The 19,483-nt window shown below is 71.9% G+C and carries 17 protein-coding genes; 11 read left to right on the top strand and 6 right to left on the bottom strand.

Features of this window, described 5'->3' with window-relative positions; genetic code table 11:
- The 8 genes from nuoH (at position 1) to GA0070620_RS20315 (ending at position 9,367) form a co-directional block, all read left to right on the top strand.
- Positions 1-1,347 (top strand): NADH-quinone oxidoreductase subunit NuoH, encoded by a 1,347-nt coding sequence (nuoH, locus tag GA0070620_RS20350; RefSeq protein WP_091599076.1) that lies wholly within the window; start codon positions 1-3, stop codon positions 1,345-1,347.
- Between the two features lies 1 nt (position 1,348).
- Positions 1,349-1,990 carry an NADH-quinone oxidoreductase subunit NuoI gene (gene nuoI / locus GA0070620_RS20345; RefSeq protein WP_091593225.1) on the top strand — a complete coding sequence of 214 codons (642 nt, stop codon included), beginning with the start codon at positions 1,349-1,351 and terminating at the stop codon, positions 1,988-1,990.
- Positions 1,987-2,757, top strand: coding sequence for an NADH-quinone oxidoreductase subunit J (locus GA0070620_RS20340; RefSeq protein WP_091593223.1), 771 nt, complete (start codon positions 1,987-1,989; stop codon positions 2,755-2,757). Before nuoI ends, GA0070620_RS20340 begins: the two co-directional genes overlap by 4 nt.
- A complete protein-coding gene (gene nuoK / locus GA0070620_RS20335; protein WP_091593220.1) occupies positions 2,754-3,053 on the top strand; it encodes an NADH-quinone oxidoreductase subunit NuoK in 300 nt (99 codons plus the stop codon). Before GA0070620_RS20340 ends, nuoK begins: the two co-directional genes overlap by 4 nt.
- A 12-nt stretch (positions 3,054-3,065) precedes the next feature.
- Positions 3,066-5,024: an NADH-quinone oxidoreductase subunit L gene (nuoL, locus tag GA0070620_RS20330; RefSeq protein ID WP_091593218.1), complete on the top strand. Its 1,959-nt coding sequence runs from the start codon at positions 3,066-3,068 to the stop codon at positions 5,022-5,024.
- Between the two features lie 64 nt (positions 5,025-5,088).
- On the top strand, positions 5,089-6,621 hold the full coding sequence (locus tag GA0070620_RS20325; RefSeq protein WP_091593216.1) for an NADH-quinone oxidoreductase subunit M: 1,533 nt from the start codon (positions 5,089-5,091) through the stop codon (positions 6,619-6,621).
- Entirely contained in the window at positions 6,618-8,171 is a 1,554-nt protein-coding gene (gene nuoN, locus GA0070620_RS20320; protein ID WP_091593214.1) for an NADH-quinone oxidoreductase subunit NuoN, read from the top strand. Before GA0070620_RS20325 ends, nuoN begins: the two co-directional genes overlap by 4 nt.
- Before the next feature lie 122 nt (positions 8,172-8,293).
- Positions 8,294-9,367 carry a polyprenyl synthetase family protein gene (locus GA0070620_RS20315; RefSeq protein ID WP_091593212.1) on the top strand — a complete coding sequence of 358 codons (1,074 nt, stop codon included), beginning with the start codon at positions 8,294-8,296 and terminating at the stop codon, positions 9,365-9,367.
- Positions 9,368-9,474: 107 nt separating this feature from the next.
- On the opposite strand, the gene GA0070620_RS20310 is transcribed toward GA0070620_RS20315, so the two are convergent.
- A complete protein-coding gene (locus tag GA0070620_RS20310) occupies positions 9,475-10,656 on the bottom strand; it encodes an MFS transporter (protein ID WP_091593210.1) in 1,182 nt (393 codons plus the stop codon).
- A gap of 154 nt (positions 10,657-10,810) precedes the next feature.
- On the opposite strand from GA0070620_RS20310, the gene GA0070620_RS20305 reads away from it, so the two are divergent.
- Positions 10,811-11,593 carry an IclR family transcriptional regulator gene (locus GA0070620_RS20305; protein ID WP_091593208.1) on the top strand — a complete coding sequence of 261 codons (783 nt, stop codon included), beginning with the start codon at positions 10,811-10,813 and terminating at the stop codon, positions 11,591-11,593.
- Between the two features lie 126 nt (positions 11,594-11,719).
- On the opposite strand, the gene GA0070620_RS20300 is transcribed toward GA0070620_RS20305, so the two are convergent.
- Positions 11,720-13,846 (bottom strand): PhoX family protein, encoded by a 2,127-nt coding sequence (locus tag GA0070620_RS20300; RefSeq protein ID WP_091593206.1) that lies wholly within the window; start codon positions 13,844-13,846, stop codon positions 11,720-11,722.
- A 261-nt stretch (positions 13,847-14,107) separates the two neighbouring features.
- On the opposite strand from GA0070620_RS20300, the gene GA0070620_RS20295 reads away from it, so the two are divergent.
- Positions 14,108-14,602, top strand: coding sequence for a sigma-70 family RNA polymerase sigma factor (locus GA0070620_RS20295; protein ID WP_231922451.1), 495 nt, complete (start codon positions 14,108-14,110; stop codon positions 14,600-14,602).
- Positions 14,599-15,288 carry an anti-sigma factor family protein gene (locus tag GA0070620_RS20290; protein ID WP_091593202.1) on the top strand — a complete coding sequence of 230 codons (690 nt, stop codon included), beginning with the start codon at positions 14,599-14,601 and terminating at the stop codon, positions 15,286-15,288. The genes GA0070620_RS20295 and GA0070620_RS20290 overlap by 4 nt, the downstream gene beginning before the upstream one ends.
- 54 nt (positions 15,289-15,342) lie before the next feature.
- Here the strand turns inward: GA0070620_RS20290 and rarD are convergent, their stop codons facing one another.
- The 4 genes from rarD to eccE form a co-directional block, all read right to left on the bottom strand.
- Positions 15,343-16,281, bottom strand: a complete 939-nt coding sequence (gene rarD, locus GA0070620_RS20285; RefSeq protein ID WP_091593199.1) for an EamA family transporter RarD — start codon at positions 16,279-16,281, stop codon at positions 15,343-15,345.
- The gene (locus GA0070620_RS20280; protein ID WP_091593197.1) at positions 16,278-16,817 is read right to left on the bottom strand and encodes a GNAT family N-acetyltransferase; all 540 of its coding nucleotides are present in this window, start codon (positions 16,815-16,817) and stop codon (positions 16,278-16,280) included. The genes rarD and GA0070620_RS20280 overlap by 4 nt, the downstream gene beginning before the upstream one ends.
- Positions 16,818-16,997: 180 nt before the next feature.
- Positions 16,998-17,384, bottom strand: coding sequence for a phage holin family protein (locus GA0070620_RS20275; protein ID WP_091593196.1), 387 nt, complete (start codon positions 17,382-17,384; stop codon positions 16,998-17,000).
- A 68-nt stretch (positions 17,385-17,452) separates the two neighbouring features.
- Positions 17,453-19,327 (bottom strand): type VII secretion protein EccE, encoded by a 1,875-nt coding sequence (gene eccE / locus GA0070620_RS20270; RefSeq protein WP_172836468.1) that lies wholly within the window; start codon positions 19,325-19,327, stop codon positions 17,453-17,455.
- Positions 19,328-19,483 lie beyond the last annotated feature (156 nt).

Below are 19,483 nucleotides of genomic sequence, written 5' to 3'. Positions count from 1 at the left end.
GTGGTCTACCTGGCCCAGGACCCCACCCTGGCCGACTTCGGCAAGGATCCGTGGTGGCTGGTCCTCATCAAGGTCGCCTTCGCGTTCGTCTTCGCGGTGCTGGCCACCCTGCTGGGTGTCTGGTTCGAGCGGCGGGTCGTCGGCCGGATGGCGGTGCGGCCCGGCCCCAACCAGGTCGGCCCGTTCGGCCTGCTCCAGACCCTGGCCGACGGCCTGAAGATGGCCTTCAAGGAGGACATCCTGCCGAAGGCCGCGGACAAGGTCGTCTACTTCTTCGCGCCGGTCATCTCGGTGGTCTGCGCGGTGACGGCGCTGTCGGTGGTGCCCTTCGGCCCGATGGTGAGCATCTTCGGGCACCGCACGCCGTTGCAGGTCACCGACGTCTCGGTGGCGGTGCTGGTGCTGCTGGCCTGCTCGTCGCTGGCCGTCTACGGCATCGTGCTCGGCGGCTGGGCGTCCGGCTCCACCTACCCGCTCCTCGGCGGTCTGCGCTCCAGCGCCCAGATGATCTCCTACGAGGTCGCGATGGGTCTGAGCATCGTGGCGGTGTTCATGACCGCGGGCACGATGAGCACCAGCGGGATCGTCGCGAAGCAGGCCCACGGGACGCAGCTCAGCATCGGCGGCCTCGACCTGCCCGCCCCGGGCTGGTACGCGATCCTGCTGCTGCCGAGCTTCGTCATCTTCTTCATCGCCACGGTCGGTGAGACCAACCGGGCGCCGTTCGACCTGCCCGAGGCGGAGTCCGAACTGGTCGCGGGCTTCATGACCGAGTACAGCTCGCTGAAGTTCGCGCTGTTCATGCTCTCCGAGTACGTCGCGATGGTGACCATGTCCGCGGTCACCACGACGCTCTTCCTCGGCGGCTGGCGGGCGCCCTGGCCGATCACCCTCTGGGAGGGCGCCAACTCCGGTTGGTGGCCGATGCTCTGGTTCTTCGGCAAGGTCATCGCGCTGGTCTTCGTCTTCGTCTGGCTGCGCGGCACGCTGCCCCGGCTCCGGTACGACCAGTTCATGCGGTTCGGCTGGAAGGTGCTGCTGCCGATCAACCTGGTCTGGATCCTGGTGCTGAGCGGCCTGCGCTCGATCGAGGACTGGGACACCGAGAGCAAGGTGATCGCGGTCGGCATTCCGGCGGGCGTGCTGCTGATCCTCACGCTCGTCTGGCCGAGCCGGAAGCCGCAGCCGAAGCCGAGTGTCCAGGAGCAGGTCGACAGCCGTCCGCACGGCAGCTTCCCGCTGCCGCCGATGGATCTTCAGGTACCACCGAGCCCGCGCACCATGCGCGTGGTCGCCGAGCGGGAGCCGGCCAACATCGCCGCCGGCTCGGACTCCAGGGAGGTGTGACGTGGGCGCGATCACCGGAACGTTCAAGGGCTTCGGTGTCACCTTCTCGCACATGTTCAGGAAGGTCGTCACCACCGACTACCCGTTCAAGCCGCCGGTGTCGGCGCCGCGCTACCACGGGCGGCACATCCTCAACCGGCACCCGGACGGGCTGGAGAAGTGCATCGGCTGCGAGCTGTGCGCCTGGGCCTGCCCGGCCGACGCGATCTACGTGGAGGGTGGCGACAACACCGACGAGCAGCGCTTCTCGCCGGGTGAGCGGTACGCCAGCGTCTATCAGATCAACTACGCCCGCTGCATCTTCTGCGGGCTCTGCATCGAGGCCTGCCCGACCCGCTCGCTCACCATGAGCAACGAGTACGAGCTGGCCCGGGACAACCGGCAGGACCTGATCTTCACGAAGGAGCAGCTGCTCGCGCCGCTGCTGCCGGGCATGGAGCAGCCGCCGCACCCGATGCGGCTGGGCGAGAGCGAGAAGGACTACTACGTCGGGTCGCTGACCAACCCGGGCACCTCGGCGGGCGCCGAGCGTTCCCCGATGGGCCCCGGCCGCTACGCGGTCGAGGAGCACCCCGGTGTGACGTTCCCGGGCGCCGAGCAGGCGGCCCAGCGGGCCGAAGCGGGCAAGGGAGGCTCGGCATGACCACGCAGACGGTGCTCGCCGCGGCGGGTGCGGTGCCCACCGGCGAGGCGGTCACCTTCTGGATCCTCGCCCCGCTCGCGCTGATCGGCGGGATCGGCATGGTCGCCGCCCGCAACGCCGTGCACTCGGCGCTGTGGCTGGTGCTGACCATGCTCTGTCTCGGCGTGTTCTACGTGCTCCAGGCGGGGCCGTTCATCGGCATGGTGCAGATCATCGTCTACACCGGCGCGATCATGATGCTCTTCCTCTTCGTGCTGATGCTGGTCGGCCGGGACGCGTCCGACTCGCTGATCGAGACGCTGCGCGGGCAGCGGGCGGCCGCGATCGTCCTCGGTCTCGGCTTCGCCGGCCTGGTCGGCGGCGGCATCTACCGGGCCCTGGAGGGCACCACGGCGGCCGGTCTCGACCAGGCCAACGCCGAGGGGAACGTGCAGGGCATCGCCCGGCTGCTCTTCACCAAGTACGTCTTCGCCTTCGAGCTCACCTCGGCGCTGCTCATCACCGCGGCGGTCGGTGCCATGGTGCTGGCGCACATCGAGCGGCGCAAGGAGGACCGGCTCGACCAGCCGGCGACCATGCGCGCCCGCTTCCGCCCGGGCAACTACCCCGGCCCGAAGCCGGGCCCGGGTGTCTTCGCCACCTCCTCCTCGGTGGCCACGCCGGCCCGGCTGCCGGACGGCCGCCTCAGCGACCGGAGCACGCCGGACATCCTGCCGGTCCGCGAGCTGACCGCTCAGGAGACCTCCCTGAAGGGCACGGACAAGTGACACCTGACTACTACCTGGTGCTGGCGGCGGTGCTCTTCACCATCGGCGCCGCCGGGGTGCTCATCCGCCGCAACGCGATCGTGCTGTTCATGTGCGTCGAGCTGATGCTCAACGCGGCCAACCTGACGCTGGTCACCTTCAGCCGGATCAACGGTGACCTCAACGGCCAGATCATGGCGTTCTTCGTGATGGTGGTGGCCGCGGCCGAGGTCGTGGTCGGGCTGGCGATCATCATGGCGATCTTCCGGACTCGGCGCTCGGCGAGCGTCGACGACGCCAACCTGCTCAAGTACTAAGAGGGGCCTGCGGTGGGAGAGATTCTGACGAACGCCCCGGCCGAGCCGGCGGGGGCCGTCACCTACGCGACGGCGGACGGCCTGCTCGGCAGCGTCTGGCTGCTGGTGGCCATTCCGCTGGTCAGCGCGGCGATCCTGCTGCTGCTCGGCCGGCGGGCGGACCGGTGGGGACACTGGCTGGGCGTGGGCGCGATCGGCGTCTCCTTCGTCCTCGGCCTGGCCTCGTTCTTCCAGCTGCGGGGCCTGGAGAACAAGTCGGTCGAGCTGAGCCTGTGGGACTTCATCTCGGTCGGCGGGTTCCAGGTGGACTTCGGTCTGCTCTTCGACCCGCTGGCCGCGGTCTTCGTCCTGCTGATCACCGGGGTGGGTTTCCTGATCCACCTCTACGCGGTCGAGTACATGGCGCACGACGCGGGTCGCCGGCGGTTCTTCGGCTACTTCAACCTCTTCGTCGCCGCCATGCTGCTGCTGGTGCTCGGCAACAACTACGTGATGCTCTACGTCGGCTGGGAGGGCGTCGGTCTCGCGTCGTACCTGCTGATCTCCTTCTGGTACGACCGGCCGAGCGCGGCCACCGCGGGTAAGAAGGCGTTCCTGATGAACCGGGTCGGCGACGCCGGCCTGGCCATCGCGATCTTCATCATGTTCGCGACCCTCGGCACCACCCAGTACGACGAGGTCTTCAACGGGGTCGGCGCGATCGGTGCCACCACCGTGCTGGTGCTCGGCCTCCTGCTGTTGCTCGGCGCGACCGGCAAGTCCGGCCAGTTCCCCCTCCAGGCGTGGCTGCCGGACGCGATGGAGGGCCCGACCCCGGTGTCGGCGCTCATCCACGCGGCGACCATGGTCACCGCGGGCGTCTACCTGATCGCCCGGTCCAACCCGATCTTCTCGGCCAACACGACGCTCCAGCTCGTGGTGGTCAGCGTCGGCGCGCTCACGCTGCTGATCGGCTGCATCATCGGCGCGGCCAAGGACGACATCAAGCGGGTGCTGGCCTGGTCGACGGTCAGCCAGATCGGCTACATGTTCCTCGGTGTCGGGCTCGGCGGCGGCGCGTACGCCCTGGCCATCATCCACCTGCTGGCGCACGGCTTCTTCAAGGCCAACATGTTCCTCGGCGCCGGCTCGGTCATGCACGGGATGAAGGACCAGGTGGACATCCGGCGCTTCGGCGCGCTGTCCAAGCACATGAAGATCACCTGGCTGACGTTCATGATGGGCTGGCTCGCCATCATCGGCATCCCGCCGCTGTCCGGCTACTTCTCCAAGGAGCCGATCATCGTCGCGGCCTTCGAGCGGGAGGACTGGACCGCCTGGCTCTTCGGCGGGGCGGCCCTGCTCGGTGCCGGACTGACCGCGTTCTACATGACCCGGCTGTTCGTGCTCACCTTCCACGGTCCGGCCCGCTGGACGGAGGACATCGAGCACCCGCACGAGTCGCCGAAGCTGATGACCGTCCCGCTGATCCTGCTGGCGATCGGCTCGATCGGGGCCGGCTACCTGCTCTCCACCTCGGTGCCGGACTGGCTGACCGCCACCGCCGGCCTGGGCGGCGAGGAGGCCGCGCACCACCCGGTGCTCTCCCACGCCGTGATCACGATCCTGTCGATCCTGGTCACCGTGCTCGGCGCCGGGCTGGCCTGGTTCCTGTTCCGGAACGGTACGGCCACCGCGCCGCAGCCTGCCGGTGTGCTGGTCACCGCCGCCCGGCGGAACCTCTACACCGACGCCGTCAACGAGGCGGTCTTCGAGAAGCCGGGCATCTTCCTCACCCGGGCGCTCGTCTTCCTCGACAACCGGGGCATCGACGGCCTGGTGAACGGCCTCGCCGCCGGCGTCGGCGGTGGTTCGGGTCGCCTCCGGCGGCTGCAGACCGGCTTCGTCCGGTCGTACGCGACCTCGATCCTGACCGGTGCGCTGCTCGTGGTGGCGGCGTTCCTGGCCGTGCAGGCGGGGTGGCTGGCGTGATCGACCTCTTCCCGGCCGCCCCCGCCGGCGGGCCACGCAGTGACGACGGAGGTAAGGCCGCATAATGTCCAACTTCCCGTTCCTCTCGGTGCTGACCGTGGCGCCGCTGGTGGGCGCCCTGGTGGTGGCGCTCCTGCCACGCCACCGGCCGGAGCTGGCCAAGCAGGTGGCGTTCGTCTGGTCGCTGCTGGTCCTGGTGCTCTCGGTGGTCATGTGGATCACCTTCAAGGTCGGCGGTGACCGCTTCCAGTTCCGCGAGTCCTACCCGTGGATCCCGAACTGGGGCGTCAACTTCACCTTCGCCGCCGACGGCATCGCGCTGGTCATGCTGATGCTGATCGCGGTGCTGGTGCCGCTGGTGATCCTGGCGTCCTGGCACGACGCTGAGTCGTCGAAGCGGTCGGTGCCGGTCTACTTCGCGCTGCTGCTCGTCCTCGAGTGCACGATGATCGGCGTCTTCGCGGCCGCCGACGTCTTCCTGTTCTACGTGTTCTTCGAGGTCATGCTGGTGCCGATGTACTTCCTCATCGGCAGCTACGGCGGCCACCAGCGGCAGTACGCGGCCGTGAAGTTCTTCCTCTACTCGCTGGTCGGCGGCCTGTTCATGCTCGCCGCGGTGATCGGCCTCTGGGTCGTCGGCGGAAAGACGTTCGACTGGCAGGCGCTGTCCCAGGTGGACATCTCCACCGGGACCGAGCGCTGGCTCTTCCTCGGCTTCTTCCTCGCGTTCGCGATCAAGGCGCCGTTCTTCCCGTTCCACACCTGGCTGCCGGACGCCGGTGGCGCCGCCCCCGCCGGTGCGGCGGCGTTGCTGGTGGGCGTGCTCGACAAGGTCGGCACGTTCGGCATCCTGCGGTACTGCCTGCCGCTCTTCCCGGACGCGGCCAAGTGGTTCGCCCCCTGGGCGCTGGCGCTCGGCCTGATCGGCATCATCTACGCCGCGCTGCTGGCGGTCGGCCAGAACGACCTGAAGCGGCTGGTGTCCTACACCTCGATCGCCCACTTCGGGTTCATCGGCGTCGGCATCTTCGCCTTCACCACCCAGGCCGGTACGGGCGCCGTGCTCTACATGGTCAACCACGGTCTCGCCACCGGCCTGCTGTTCCTGGTGGTGGGCATGCTGATCGCCCGCCGGGGCTCGGCGCTGATCAGCGACTTCGGCGGCGCCGGCAAGCTGGTCCCGGTGCTGGCCGGGGTGCTCTTCTTCGCCGGTCTCGCCTCGCTGGCGCTGCCCGGCACCGCGCCCTTCATCTCCGAGTTCCTGGTGCTGATCGGCACGTTCACGGTGAACAAGCCGGTCGCGATCATCGCGACGCTCGGCATCATCCTCGCCGCCGCGTACGTGCTGTGGATGGTGCAGCGCACCACCCAGGGAACGCTCAACCCGGCGCTCACCGAGGTCGACGGGATGCGTCGTGACCTCAACCTGCGCGAGAAGGTCGTGGTCGCACCCCTGATCGCGCTGATCGTGCTGCTCGGCTTCTACCCGAAGCCGGTCACCGACGTGATCAACCCCGCCGTCCAGGCGACCATGGACGACATCGGCAGGACCGACCCCGCCCCGTCGGTGGGCACCGTCCAGGAGGCCGCGAAATGACCGAGCTGAAGCTGCCCTCGATTGACTACGCGGCGCTCGCCCCGATCCTGATCATGCTGGGCGCGGCCCTGGCCGGCGTCCTCGTCGAGGCGTTCGTGCCGCGGCGGGCGCGGCACGTGACGCAGCTGTCGGTGGCGCTGCTCGCCGTGCTCGCCGCGCTGACCATGGTGGTCCTCAACGCCGACGACCGGCTCATCACCGCCGGCTCGGCGATCGCCGTGGACGGGCCGACGCTCTTCCTGCAGGGCGCGATCCTGGTGCTCTCGGCGATGGCGCTGCTGCTGATCGGCGAGCGCACCGTGGAGCGGGGCGGCGCGTTCGTCGCCCAGGCCGCGATCACCGCCGAGTCCGCGGACGACCGGCGGCAGGCCGAGGGGCGCAACGGCGCCACCGAGGTGTACCCGCTGACCTCGTTCGCCATCGGCGGCATGCTGATCTTCGTCGCGGCGAACGACCTGCTCACCATGTTCATCGCGCTCGAGGTCTTCTCGCTGCCGCTCTACCTGCTCTGCGCGCTGGCCCGCCGCCGGCGCCTGCTGAGCCAGGAGGCGGCGATGAAGTACTTCCTGCTCGGCGCGTACGCCTCGGCGTTCTTCCTCTTCGGGGTGGCCCTGATCTACGGCTTCACCGCCGGTGTCCCGGGCCGCTCGGCGAACGTGGACTTCGCCACCATCAACGCGGCGGTCGCCGAGTCGCCGTCGAGCCGGGTGCTGCTCTTCGCCGGCATGGCCCTGCTCGCGATCGGCCTGCTCTTCAAGGCCGCCGCCGCGCCGTTCCACGTCTGGACGCCCGACGTCTACCAGGGTGCGCCGACCCCGGTCACCAGCTTCATGGCCGCCTGCACCAAGGTCGCCGCGTTCGGTGCCCTGCTGCGGGTCTTTCACGTCGCCTTCGCCGGCGCCACCTGGGACTTCACCCCGGTGCTCGGCGCCGTCGCGGTGCTGACCATGCTGGTCGGCGCGGTGCTCGCGGTGACCCAGACCGACATCAAGCGGCTGCTCGCCTACTCGTCGATCGCCAACGCCGGCTACCTGCTGGTCGGCGTGCTCGCGCCGTCGAAGGACGGGCTCTCCGGCACGATGTTCTACCTGGTGGCGTACGGCTTCTCGGTGCTCGCCGCGTTCGCCGTGGTGACCCTCGTCCGGGACGCCGACGGGGAGGCCACCCACCTGTCCCGCTGGGCCGGGCTGGGACGCCGCTCGCCGTTCTACGCCGCCGTGTTCACCTTCATCCTGCTCGCCTTCGCCGGCATCCCGCTGACCAGCGGCTTCACCAGCAAGTTCGCGGTCTTCGGGCCGGCGCTGGCCGACGGTCGGGCCTGGCTGGTGATCGCGGGTGTCCTCACCAGCATGGTGCTGGCCTTCCCGTACCTGCGGGTCGTCGTGATGATGTGGCTCTCCGAGCCGGGCGAGTCCACGCCGACCGTCACGGTGCCGGGTGGGCTCACCTCGGCCGCCCTGATGATCGGGGTGGTGGCCACCCTGGTCCTCGGTATCGCCCCGGCGCCGCTGCTCGACCTGGCGACCGGAGCGGCCGAATTCGTCAGATAGCTCGCCGCCTCGGCCAACCGGGGCCGGTACGCCACGGCGTACCGGCCCCGTGCCATGTCCGAGTCCCGTTCGCACGTCGCCCCCGTCCGGGGCAGGTCGAACGCGTGTGGCATGGTGGAGGCGTGGTGAATCCGGCTGGCGAGCGTACAGGTGCCACCGGCTCCGGCGGCCGCCGGAGCCGGCAGAGCACGGGGCAGTTCGGAGATCTCGGCCTCTATCTCGCCGATCCGGCGCTCGAGGCGTCCGTGCTGGCCCTGCTCGACGATGTCGAGGTCGAGCTGCGGGCCAGTGTGGCCAGCGCCGACCCGTTCGTGACCGAGGCCGCCCGCCACCTTCTCGAGGCCGGCGGCAAGCGGTTCCGCCCGCTGCTGGTCGCGCTGGGCGCCCAGTTCGGCGACCCGACGGCGGGGCCGGTCGTGCCCGCCGCCGTCGTGATGGAGCTCACCCACCTGGCGACCCTCTACCACGACGACGTGATGGACGAGGCGGCCGTGCGCCGGGGCGCACCGAGCGCCAACTCCCGCTGGACCAACTCGGTGGCCATCCTGGTCGGCGACTACCTGTTCGCCCGCGCCGCGGACCTCGCCGCCGACCTGGGCACCGAGGCCGTACGCCTGCAGGCCCGCACCTTCGCCCGCCTCGTGCACGGGCAGATCGCCGAGACCGTCGGGCCGCGCCCGGGCGACGACCCGGTACGGCACTACCTCCAGGTGATCGCCGGCAAGACCGGCTCCCTGATCGCCACCTCGGCCCGCTTCGGCGCGATGTTCGGCGGAGCGGCGCCGGAGCACATCGAGGCGCTCGCCGGCTACGGCGAGACCATCGGGGTCGCCTTCCAGCTCTCCGACGACCTGCTCGACATCGCCTCCGAGTCGGTCCAGTCGGGCAAGACACCCGGCACCGACCTCCGCGAGGGGGTGCCCACCCTGCCGGTGCTCTACGCCCGCGCCGGCGACGACTCCGACGCCGCGTCCGTCCGGCTGCGGGAGATCCTCGCCGCCGGCGCGGTCACCGACGACGCGTTGCACGCCGAGGCGCTCGGCCTGCTGCGGGAGAGCCCGGCCCTGAAGCGGGCCCGGGAGACCGTCCGCAGCTACGCCGAGGACGCCCGCGCCAGCCTCGCGCCGCTGCCGCACAACCCGGCCCGCCGCGCGCTGGAGTCGCTCTGCGACTTCGTGGCCGACCGCACCAGCTGACCGCGCGAGGCTGGTCCCACCGAACTCCGCGGCGCGACCCGGGCCGTCCGCCGGCAGCCGCCGCGACCCGGGCGGTCCGTCGGTAACCGCCGCGACCGTCCGATCGGTCAGGGACGCGCCAGGAGGCGGCTGCCGGTGAGCATGAGGGCGGCGGCCACGAGCATCGACACCGCCGCCGTGCTCCACATGGCCGAGTAGCCGGTCCGGGCGGCGATCGCGCCGAGGCAGAGCGGGCCGAGGCAGCCGCCCGCGTACACCCCGGTCTGGGTGATCGAGGTGGCGGCGGCCGGAGCCTGCGGGTGCAGCCGGACCACGGCGAAGTTCATCAACCCGGGCCAGGCCCAGCCCAGGCCGAAGCCGAGCACCACACCGACCACCAGCGGCACCGGGCCGGCCACCGAGAGCAGCCCCAACCCGCCCGCGCCGACGACCAGCATGCCGGCGATGAGGGCGACGTGCCCGCCGGAGCGGCGGTCGGCGAGCCAACCGGCACCGACCCGGGCCGTCACGCAGACCGCGCTGCCCAGGGTCAGTGTCAGGCCGGCCAGGCCCGGGGCCAGCCCACGGTCGACGGAGGAGTCCACCACGAACGTGCCCAGTGCGTTGGCGGCGCCCGCGGCCAGCGTGGCGGCCACGCCGATGACCACGAGGGCTCCGGTGCCCCGACCGGCCCGCGCGCCGCCCGCGCGTCGTCCCTGCCGGGCCTCCCGTCGGGGTACGGCCGGCAGGGCGGCCAGCGCGGCGCAGGCGGCGACGGCGAACGCCCAGCGCCAGCCGGCGGTGAGCGCGATGGTGGGCACCGCCGCCCCGGCCAGCAGGGTGGAGACCGGGATGGCGGCCTGCTTGATGCCGAATGACAGGCCCTGCCGCCGCGGCGGGACGTGCCGGGCCAGCGCGGCGTTGCTGGCGAGCTGGCCGAGGGCGTTCGCGATTCCGGCGAGCGCCAGCAGGCCGAGCAGCACCGCGTACGACCGGGCCAGCACGGCCACCGCGAGCAGGCAGGCGGCGGAGAGCAGGATCCCGGCCCGGGCGACCACCGCCGGTCCGTACCGCTCGGCGAGCGCCCCGGAGGGCACCGAGGCCAGCGCTCCGACACCGAAGTAGAGCGACACGGCGAGGCCGAGCCCGGCGGGGGAGAAGCCGAGGTCGGCTTCCAGCTGGACGGCGAGACCACCGACCAGGAACACCGGCAGGACGCAGGCGATGGTGACGACGATGGCGCTGGCGGCGGCGCGGACGGGCCGGGTCGGGGCGGGCGCCGGGGCGGAGGTGAGAGTGCTTTCGGTCATGGCCCGGCAAACCTACGCCGCCCCGGCGGCCAGCACGTTTCGTGTCCGTTGGTGTACGAACTGTTGATGACGGTCTGGCATCCTCGACCCGAACAGGCGTTCCGCCGAGGGCCTGGATTTCATATGGTGTAAGTCCCCGGCGGCGGAGGTGGTTGTGCGCGACCCCTTGGCAGAACCTTCGGACCTGATCCGTAGCGTCTCCCGCGCGTTACGAGTGCTCGAATCGGTCGGCCGTGCCCCCAAGGGGCTGACCGTGAAACAGATCGCCCGGCGCTGCGAGCTGACCGTGGCCACCACCTACCACCTGGTGCGCACCCTGGCGTACGAGGGCTACGTGATCCGCCGCGAGGACGGCACGTACATCGTCGGGCTGGAGGTGGCGGACCGCTACCGGGAACTGGTGACCGCGTTCCGGGGCCCGCCGGCCGTCGGGGAGACCCTGCGCCGGGCCGCCGTCGACACCGGCTACAGCCACTACCTGGGCCGGTTCGTGGGCGGCCAGGTCGCGGTGACCGCGGTCGCCGAGGGGGCCCGCTCGCCGTACATGGAGGATCTGGTCCCGGGCTTCGACGAGGGCGCCCACGCGACGGCGCTGGGCAAGAGCCTGCTCGCCACGCTCACGGCGGAGCAGCGCTTCCGCTACCTGCGGGAGTACGGCATGCGCCCCTTCACCACCGCCACGCTCACCACCGCCGAGGCGTTCGAGGCGGACCTGGCCGCCGGCGAGCGGCGGGGCATGCAGTTGGAGCTCGGGCAGTTCCGACAGGGCGTGGCCTGCGCCTCGGTGCTGGTCAGCCCCGACAAGGACATGGAACGTCGGGTCGTGCTCGCCTGCGCGCTCCCGGCCAGCGAGATGATGACCTCCGCCCGGGTGGTCCGCGCCAAGCTGCTCACCGTCGCCCGGTCCGTCGCCGACGGCATCGCCGCCGAGCACTGAGCGCCGGCGCTTCCGGCCCGCCCGGCCCGGCGGTGGTGGTGGTGCCCCCCGACATGACGTGGGGCCCTCACCCAGGCTGGGAGAGGGCCCCACGACGGCGGTCGGCTCCGGACCGCCGGGGAAACGTCAGCTGCCCACGGGGCCGCCGTCGAGACGCCAGGTGACCACCACGCCGGGCTTGGCGAAGTCGCCGTCCGGCCAGTTCGACGCCGGCTTCTCGATCGACGCGCCGGTGATCTCACCCGGGTGCTGCACGGCCACGAACACCGAGCGGTTGTCGCCGGTGATGAACGGGCCGCAGGTCTCCGCGCCGAGCGGCACGGTCAGGAACTGCTTGAGGTGACCCCGCTCCGGGCCCTCCAGGGCAGTCGCGAAGAGGCCGTCGTTGCTGCCCAGAGCGTTGCCGTCGGTGGAGATCCAGAGGTTGCCGGTGGCGTCGAAGGCGACGTTGTCCGGGCAGGAGATCGGGGAGACCTGGGTCTTGTCGTACCCGGCGAAGTAGGTCGACGCGTCGGCCGGGTCGCCGCAGACGATCGGCAGCGACCAGGCGAACGACTCGGCGGCGTTGTCACCGCGGTCCTCGACCAGCTCCAGGACCTGCCCGTGCTTGTTGGCGTTGCGCGGGTTGGCCTCGTCGGCCTTCGGGTTGCTGCCGACGCCCCGGTTGGTGTTGTTGGTCAGCGCCACGTACACCTTGCCGGTGAGCGGGTTCGGCTCGACGTCCTCGGGCCGGTCCATCTTCGTCGCCCCGACCTTGTCACCGGCGAGCCGGGTGAAGGTGAGCACGTCCGCGGCGGTCATCCCGTCGACGTACGAGCGGTTGCCGCTGACCAGCTTGATCCAGCGGCCCCGGCCGTTGAACGCGCCGTCCGAGGGGAGCTTGCCCGAGCCGTCGATCTCGTCGGCGCTGGTCTGGTCCAGCTTCGCGACGTAGAGGGTGCCGGACTCCAGCAGGGTCAGGTTGTGCTTCCGGGCAGCCCAGGAGTTGCCCTTCATGAACTTCTTGTCCGAGACGAACTTGTACAGGTAGTCGAACCGCTCGTCGTCACCCATGTACGCGACCACGTGGCCGTCCTTGGCGACGATGACGTTCGCGCCCTCGTGCTTGAACCGGCCCAGCGCCGTGTGCTTGCGCGGGCGGGCCTCCGGGTCGAACGGGTCGATCTCGACGATCCACCCGAAGCGGTGCGCCTCGTTCGGGTTCTTCGCCAGGTCGAACCGCTCGTCCGCACGGTCCCACTTGCGGCTGCCGCTCGGGTAGCGGGCGGTGGTGGGGATGCCATACCGCTCCAGCTTCGCCTTCAGCTCGGCCGGGGCGCCGTCGCCGCCCACGAAGTACTGGTTGAAGTTCTCCTCGCCGGAGAGCACCGTGCCCCACGGGGTCACGCCGCCGGCGCAGTTGTTCAGCGTGCCGACGACCGTACGACCCTTGGGGTCGGCGGCGGTCTTCAGCCACGCCGAACCGGCGGCCGGGCCGGTCAGGTCGAACTTGGTGGCCAGCGCGCTGATCCGCCGGTTGTACGGCCGGCGGCCGTGGTCCACCGGCCGCCACTGGCCGGTGCCGTCGACCCGCTCCAGCTCCACCACGGACATGCCGTGCGCGGCCATCGCGATCCGCAACTGCTCGACGGAGAGGTTGTCCAGGCCGGGGAAGGCCGGGAACATCAGGTCCTCGTTGGTGTACTCGTGGTTGACCACGAGCAGCGCCCGCCGGCCCTGCTTGTCCAGCGGCAGCACCCCGACGAAGTCGTTGTTGTAGCCGAACTGCTTGGCCTGGGCGGCGGCGGTCTGCCGGTGCACGTCGAACGCCGGCGCGCCGGGAACGACCTCGTCGCCCCACTTGATGACGACGGCGTGGTCGTAGCCGTTCGGCACCACCAGCGTGTCCAGCTTGTTCGGCGGGATCGGCTTGAACGTCAGCGCGCCGCTGCCGATGCCCTGCGACGGGCGGGCGAACTCGGTGGCCTCGGGCACCACCGGCGTCTCCGCGGCGGCCGCGGCGGGCGCCGCACCGGCCAGCGCGCCGGCGGCCGCGCCGCCGAAGCCCAGCACCAGCGCGCCGACCGCGCCGGCCCGGACGACGCCCCGCCGGGTGATCTCGCCGTTCACGACGTCACCGAAGTACGCGTTGTCGGAGGTGTTCGGAACCGGGTGGTCGCATGCGTTGCCGCAGCGGTAGAGACAGGTCATCGCGTCGCGGCTGCCGTGGCGGGTGGAGCCCAGCAGCGGCAGCAACCGGGGGCGGTCGCTCATGGGGGGAGCCTCCTGGGTCGGTGTGGTGGCGCGGGACCGTCAGGTCGGCGCGCATACCCGCCGGACGCTAGGAGGACCCGGTGAGCGAGCGTCGGCCGGAGTGTGAACCAGGCGTGAACACCTCGTCCGGGCGGGACCGGACAAAGCGCGCCTGACCTCGGGCTGAACCATTGGTGGTGGCCGCACGTATTCCCGGTTGAACGCACCGCCGCGACCCGCGCCGGAAGCGAGGAGACCGCCATCACCGACCACGACGCCCAACTGCTCCGCGCGCTGCACGACGAGCACGCGGAGGCGCTGTACGCGCATGCCCTGCGACTGGTCAACGGCGACCGGCAACGGGCCGAGGACCTGGTCCAGGAGACCCTGCTGCGCGCGTGGCGGCACCCCGAGTCGCTCGACCCGCGGCGCGGCTCCGTCCGCGCCTGGCTCTTCACCACCGCCCGCAACCTGGCCATCGACGCGTGGCGGCGACGGTCCACCCGGGTCGGTGAGATCTACACCGACGAACTGCCGGAACCGCCGGAGGTGGTGGACGAGGCCGAGCGCGCCGTGGAGGCGTGGACCGTCGCCGAGGCCCTCAACCGGCTCAGCCCCACCCACCGGGAGGTGCTCGTGGAGTGCTTCTACCAGGGGCGCTCGGTGGCCGAGGCGGCGTCACGGCTGGGGGTGCCGCCGGGCACGGTCAAGTCACGGACGCACTACGCGCTGCGCTCACTACGGTTGGTCCTGGCCGAGATGGGGGTGACCGGATGACCCGGTGCGAGTTCGCGCACGACGACGGCGCGTACGTGCTGGGTGCTCTCGCTCCCGCCGAGCGCGCCGCGTACGAGCGGCACCTGGCCGGGTGCGCCGAGTGCCGGGACGCGGTGGCCGAGATCGCGGTGCTGCCCGGACTGCTCGGTCGGCTCGACCCGGCCGGACTGGAGCAGTTCCTGCCGCCCCCGTCGGGTCCGGCGCTGCCGGCCCTGCTCGACGAGGCGCGCCGGAGCCGGCACCGCGAGCGGGCGGCGACCCGCCGGCGGTACGCGTTGACCGGGCTCGCCGCGGCGGCGCTGGCCCTGGTGGTGGGTGTCGGTACGGCCGTCGTGCTGCCCCGCGACACCGCGCCGACGCCGGTGGAGGTCCGGATGGTGGCCATGCAGCCGGTCGGCGGCAGTGTGCCGGTGCGCGCCGAGATCGGCCTGACCGGCACCGACTGGGGCACCGAGGTGACCATGCACTGCGGTTACGAGGCGCGCGCCGGCTACGGCAAGGCGTACACGTTCCGCCTGGTGGCGCACGGCCCGGACGGCGCGACCGAGCAGATCGGCTCCTGGCTGGCCGCGCCCGGCGACGACGTACGGTTCAGCGGCGCGACCCGGTTCACCGACGCGGAGCTGGTCCGGCTGGAGCTGCTGCGCGCCGACGGAACCCCCGTCCTGGGCTACGACGTCCGCTGACCCGCCCCCACCTCGCCGCGATCTCGCACTCTCCGCCCCGGCGAATCGGGACGGTCAGCCCATCTCGCGGGCGCTGACTGCAAGATCGCGGAGAGGGGCGGAGCGGGCCTGGGCGCGGGTGCGGCGGGCGTTGCGGACCGCGTCGACGGTGAAGACGATCAGCGCGAGCCACACCAGCGCGAAGCCGGCGAGCCGGGCCGGCGGCATCGGCTCGTGGAAGATGAGGACACCGCAGGCGAGCTGAAGGATCGGCGCGAGGTACTGGATCATGCCGAGGTTGGTGAGGGGCAGCCGGTTCGCCGCCCCGGCGAAGAGCAGGAGCGGAATCGCGGTGGCGGCTCCGGCCAGCACGAGCAGCACGGTGTGCCCCGCCGAGACGTGCCCGAACGCGGCCTCGCCGCTCGCCGCGAGCCAGCCCAGGTAACCCACGGCCGGCAGGGCCAGCACGGCCGACTCCACGAACAGCCCCTCGGCCGCCGGCAACCCGAGCCGCTTCTTGACCAGGCCGTACCCGCCGAAGCTGAGGGCCAGGGTGAGCGCCAGGTAGGGCAGCCGACCGTAGTCGACGGTGAGCACCGCCACCGCCAGCGCGCCGACGCCCAGGGCCGCCCACTGCGCGGGCCGCAGCCGCTCGCGCAGGACGGTCACCCCGAGGAGCACGACCACCAGCGGGTTGATGAAGTAGCCGAGCGCGGTCTCCACCACCCGGTCGGAGTTCACGCCGTAGATGTAGGTGCCCCAGTTGACGGCGATCAGCGCGGACGCGACACCGATTCCGGCCAGTGCCCGGGGGCGACGGGCCAGCGCCCGCAGGAAGCCGATGTTGCGCAGCGCGGCGAGCAGCAGCGCCACGAAGACGACCGACCAGACGATCCGGTGCGCGAGGATCTCCAGCGGCCCGGCCGGTCGCAGCAGCTTGAGGTACAGCGGGAAGAAGCCCCAGAGCAGGTATGCGCCGAAGCCGTACAGGTATCCCAGGCGGAGCGGAGTCACCCCTCCACCGTAAGGGGTGACAGATCCCCATGCTCCTTTCCGGTGACCGGGGTCACCGGACGTCTCGTCTGCTCGCGCGGGTCCAGCTCGGGTCCGGACGCCTGGTCGCGCCGGTCCAGCTCCATGAAGCGGTCCGCGACCGCCGGAGCGAAGCCGACCTTCGCGTACACCCCGTGCGCGTCGAGGGTGGCCAGCAGGATCCGATGTACGCCGAGCGTCGCGAGGTGGTCGCGTACGGCCCGGGCCAGCCAGGTGCCCAACCCGTTGCCCCGCTCCGACGGGTCCACGTAGACGTCGCAGAGCCACGCGAAGGTCGCCCGATCGGTGACCACCCGCGCAACCGCGACCTGCTCGCCGTCGCCCGGTCGGTAGACGCCGTACGGGATCGAGCCCGCGAAGGCGCTCTCGACCGTCGCCCGGTCCCGCCCGAGCGCCCAGTACGCGTCCGTGCTGAGCCAGGTATGCACCCGATCCAGGTCGAGGCGCTCGGGATCGGTGCTGAGCAGGTAGCCGTCGGCGCGGGAAAGGGTGAACACCCCGCTGACGTTAGCCTCGCGCCCCGTCGGGCGCGCGAGCCAATTCCCGCCCTCTGGTCCGGGCGCCCGTCCGCGGCGACGTGGCGCAGGATCCGGGAAGTAGTGGCCTCCGGCGTGCCGTGAGACCACTACTTCCCGGAGGTGGCGCGACCATCGGTGCGTGTTCCCCTCCCGCGCGGATCAGTCGCGGTCGAGGATCGCGCCGAGCACCCAGGTGACGATGCTGACGAAGAGAGCGCCCAGCACCGCCGACGGCCAGAAGCCGTCCACCTCGAACGGCAGCCCCGCCTCACCGGCGATCCAGCCGGTCAACAGGAAGAGCAGACCGTTCACGACCAGCGCGATCAGGCCGAGGGTCAGCAGGTAGAAGCCACAGCCGACGGTCTTGATGATCGGCTGGAGCACCGCGTTGACCACACCGAAGATCACCGCGACGAGGACCAGGGTGGTCACCGTCTCCACGACGGAGTCCGACTCCAGCCGGATGCCCGGGATGATCAGGGTGGCCAACCAGAAGGCCAGCGCTGTGGTGGCCAGCCGGATCAGCAGGCCCTTCAGGAAATCCATGGCGGGGATCGTGCCACGGACGGATCAATGGGGGAACCCGTGGAGATCGCCCAATGCCCGCCGGCTGGTCAGCGGCGGGACGGGCGGCCGATCAGCTGGGACTCGATCGGCGTGGTGGCGAGTCGCGCCCAGCGCAGCGCCCGCCGGTTGACCACGGCCACCATGTCGTCCCGGATGCGGGTCAGCCACTCGGCGGACTCGCCGAGCCCCAGCGCGGTTCCGGCCAGTTCGGCCTCGCCCGGATCGAGTGGCTGGAGCACGGCCAGATCGGCCCGGCTCAGGGCGTCCACGTCGGCCGGGGTGAGCTGGTCGCGTACCACCAGAGTGGACCGCCACGGCGGACCGGGCTCCGGCTCGACCGCGACCGGTCCCACGTCGACCACGATCAGCAGCGGCGTGAGCGGCGTCGGCGGTCCCTCCGGGAGCGGGCGGCCGGGCGGCAGCAACGGAATCGTCGCGCCCGGCGCGCCGACGCCCCGGACGAACGGCTCCCACAGCCGCGGCCGGGCCGTCTGCACGATCACCCGCGCGCCGAGTGCCATCGCGCGCACCGCCACGAGCTGCGCGGCCGGCACGCCGCCGACGAGCAGCACCCGGGTGGCCTCCGGGCGGAACAGCCGGACGGTGACCGCCGCGCCGTGCCGGTTCGTCCCGAGCATCAACCCCGCGTCGCCGACCACCAACTCCAGCTCGTCGAGCGCGGGCGCGGGCTGACCCGGACCGCCCGGTGGCGCCAGCGGTAGGGAGGCCGCCAGACCAGCGAGTTGGTCGCCGTCCAGCCGGCGGGCCTCCGCGCCCACACCGGTGACCAGTCGGTGCAGCGCCCGCGTCGCCAGGGCCAGCTCCGCCGGCGACCGGGCGGTGAGGCGTACGGTCAGCTCGGCCGGCACCGGCGGGCCGGCCGGCTGCGGGCCGGCGGAGAGCGACACTGTGCTCGCGGTCGTCGGCAGCGCGAGCAGCCGGCTCACGAGTCGCCGGCCGCCGTCGCCGCTCAGGTCCGGCCAGCGGGTCAGCTGGAAGGTCGTCTGTGACAGGTCGCCGCCGCGCACCGCCGACCAGCACTCGCGCAGCGACGCTCCGTCGTGGTAGGCCAGCTCGGTGAGTACGCGCCGCACCGCGTCCACGCCGAGCGGGCGCGGGTTGAGTGGCCCGAGCCGCCGGAGGACCCGCCGCACGGTCCCGGCGAGGGCCTGCCGCGCCTCCGCCGCCGACCAGCTGTCGACGCGGAGCACCCGCACGGCGAGCACCACCTGCTCCCGACCGGCCAGCCGCCCGTCGGTCAGCTGCCGATACGACGTGCCGGCCGTGCCGCCCGACGTCGGTGCCGGTGCCGACGTGTGGGCGACCAGCAACTGGATCCGGACCGGTGGACCGGCCATCGTGGCCGGTGGGAGCAGCGCCGCCGGGCTGGGCAGGGGCGTTGGACCGTCGCCGAGCAGCTCACCCGGCTCACCGATCTCCAGCAGCGCCACCAGGCCGGCCGGGTCGTCGAGCACGGCGCCGGGTGCCCCGGCCAGCTCCGCCGGCCGGACCACCAAGCCGGGGGCCACGAGGTCGAGCAGTGCTGCCGCTCCGGCACCCGCCGGCAGCACCCGCCTTCGGGTGAGGTAGCCGAGGCCCAGGCCGGCCCACTCGAACAGCCAGCGCCCCTGGACACGCACCCAGGCCAGCGGCAGCAGCACGGCGGCCACCAGCAGCGCCCCCACCAGGACCCCGGCACCGTGACCCAGCGCGGCCAGGGGCAGTGCCACCGCCACCTGCGCGGTGGCGACCTGACCGGCGCGCGGGCCGTGCGGGCGGCGCCGCCCCGAGACCCACGCCGGGAACACCAGGGGCGCGGACGCGGGCGGGTCGGTGCCCGCCGCGCTGTCGGAAGGGCCGGGAGGGTTGCTCGGTGACGTGCCGGTGACCGGGCGTACGCCGTTCGCGGTGGTCAGCGTCACCGCGCCTCCCGTCGATCACTACCTGCTACCCGACTGCCGCACATCGTAAGCGAATCGACGGGTCTCCGTTGTCCACAGGGGAGCCGGGCGGGGTAGCAGAAGCGCAACCGGGCGACTACCGTCAGCCACGAGTTCCGCTGACCCCCCGTGCCCGCC

This window comes from Micromonospora krabiensis (assembly GCF_900091425.1).
Taxonomy (GTDB): domain Bacteria; phylum Actinomycetota; class Actinomycetes; order Mycobacteriales; family Micromonosporaceae; genus Micromonospora; species Micromonospora krabiensis.
Note: the sequence above shows the minus strand (reverse complement) of the source record. Positions and strands in the feature narration are given on the sequence as shown.

Excerpts from the sequence above, each read along its gene's own strand:
- GA0070620_RS20340 (WP_091593223.1), top strand. The coding sequence starts at position 1,987 with ATGACCACGCAGACGGTGCTCGCCGCGGCGGGTGCGGTGCCCACCGGC.
- GA0070620_RS20325 (WP_091593216.1), top strand. The coding sequence starts at position 5,089 with ATGTCCAACTTCCCGTTCCTCTCGGTGCTGACCGTGGCGCCGCTGGTG.
- nuoN (WP_091593214.1), top strand. The coding sequence starts at position 6,618 with ATGACCGAGCTGAAGCTGCCCTCGATTGACTACGCGGCGCTCGCCCCG.
- GA0070620_RS20310 (WP_091593210.1), bottom strand. The coding sequence starts at position 10,656 with ATGACCGAAAGCACTCTCACCTCCGCCCCGGCGCCCGCCCCGACCCGG.
- GA0070620_RS20300 (WP_091593206.1), bottom strand. The coding sequence starts at position 13,846 with ATGAGCGACCGCCCCCGGTTGCTGCCGCTGCTGGGCTCCACCCGCCAC.
- GA0070620_RS20290 (WP_091593202.1), top strand. The coding sequence starts at position 14,599 with ATGACCCGGTGCGAGTTCGCGCACGACGACGGCGCGTACGTGCTGGGT.
- GA0070620_RS20275 (WP_091593196.1), bottom strand. The coding sequence starts at position 17,384 with ATGGATTTCCTGAAGGGCCTGCTGATCCGGCTGGCCACCACAGCGCTG.